This is a genomic window from Ochrobactrum sp. SFR4 (assembly GCF_019730395.1).
Lineage (GTDB): Bacteria > Pseudomonadota > Alphaproteobacteria > Rhizobiales > Rhizobiaceae > Pseudochrobactrum.
On the sequence record NZ_JAAPBB010000488.1, the window covers coordinates 1 to 324 of the forward strand.

The following is a 324-nucleotide window of genomic DNA, read 5'->3' on the forward strand; positions in this document are numbered from 1 at the left end:
TAAATGCTGAAACCCAGAATTCACTCGTCAGACGCATCAGTGTAAATACCTGTTCCCGTCAAATCAGCTGATAAGGCCGATTTCGCGCATTTTACCGATCAGTTCAGAATCAGGTTTACCGCTGACATTGAGACGGAATAATTTCTGGAATTCCCGAATTGCATCTTCCGTGGTTTTACCCGGAACACCGTCCACCACCACCATATCATTACCGAAGGCTTTCAAACCGGCCTGAATTCGCACCAGCTCCTCAGCAGAGACCGCCTGCCCGCCGGACGTTCTTGCAGAAACCGGTTCAACGGAAGCGGTTCTTTCCTGCTGTTG

The 324-nt window shown here is 50.0% G+C and carries 1 protein-coding gene; it reads right to left on the reverse strand.

Annotated elements, in window-relative coordinates:
- Positions 1-63: 63 nt before the first annotated feature.
- Positions 64-324, reverse strand: a 261-nt coding sequence (locus HBA93_RS19935) for a peptidoglycan-binding domain-containing protein (RefSeq protein ID WP_221724438.1), incomplete at its 5' end; no start/stop codon positions are given.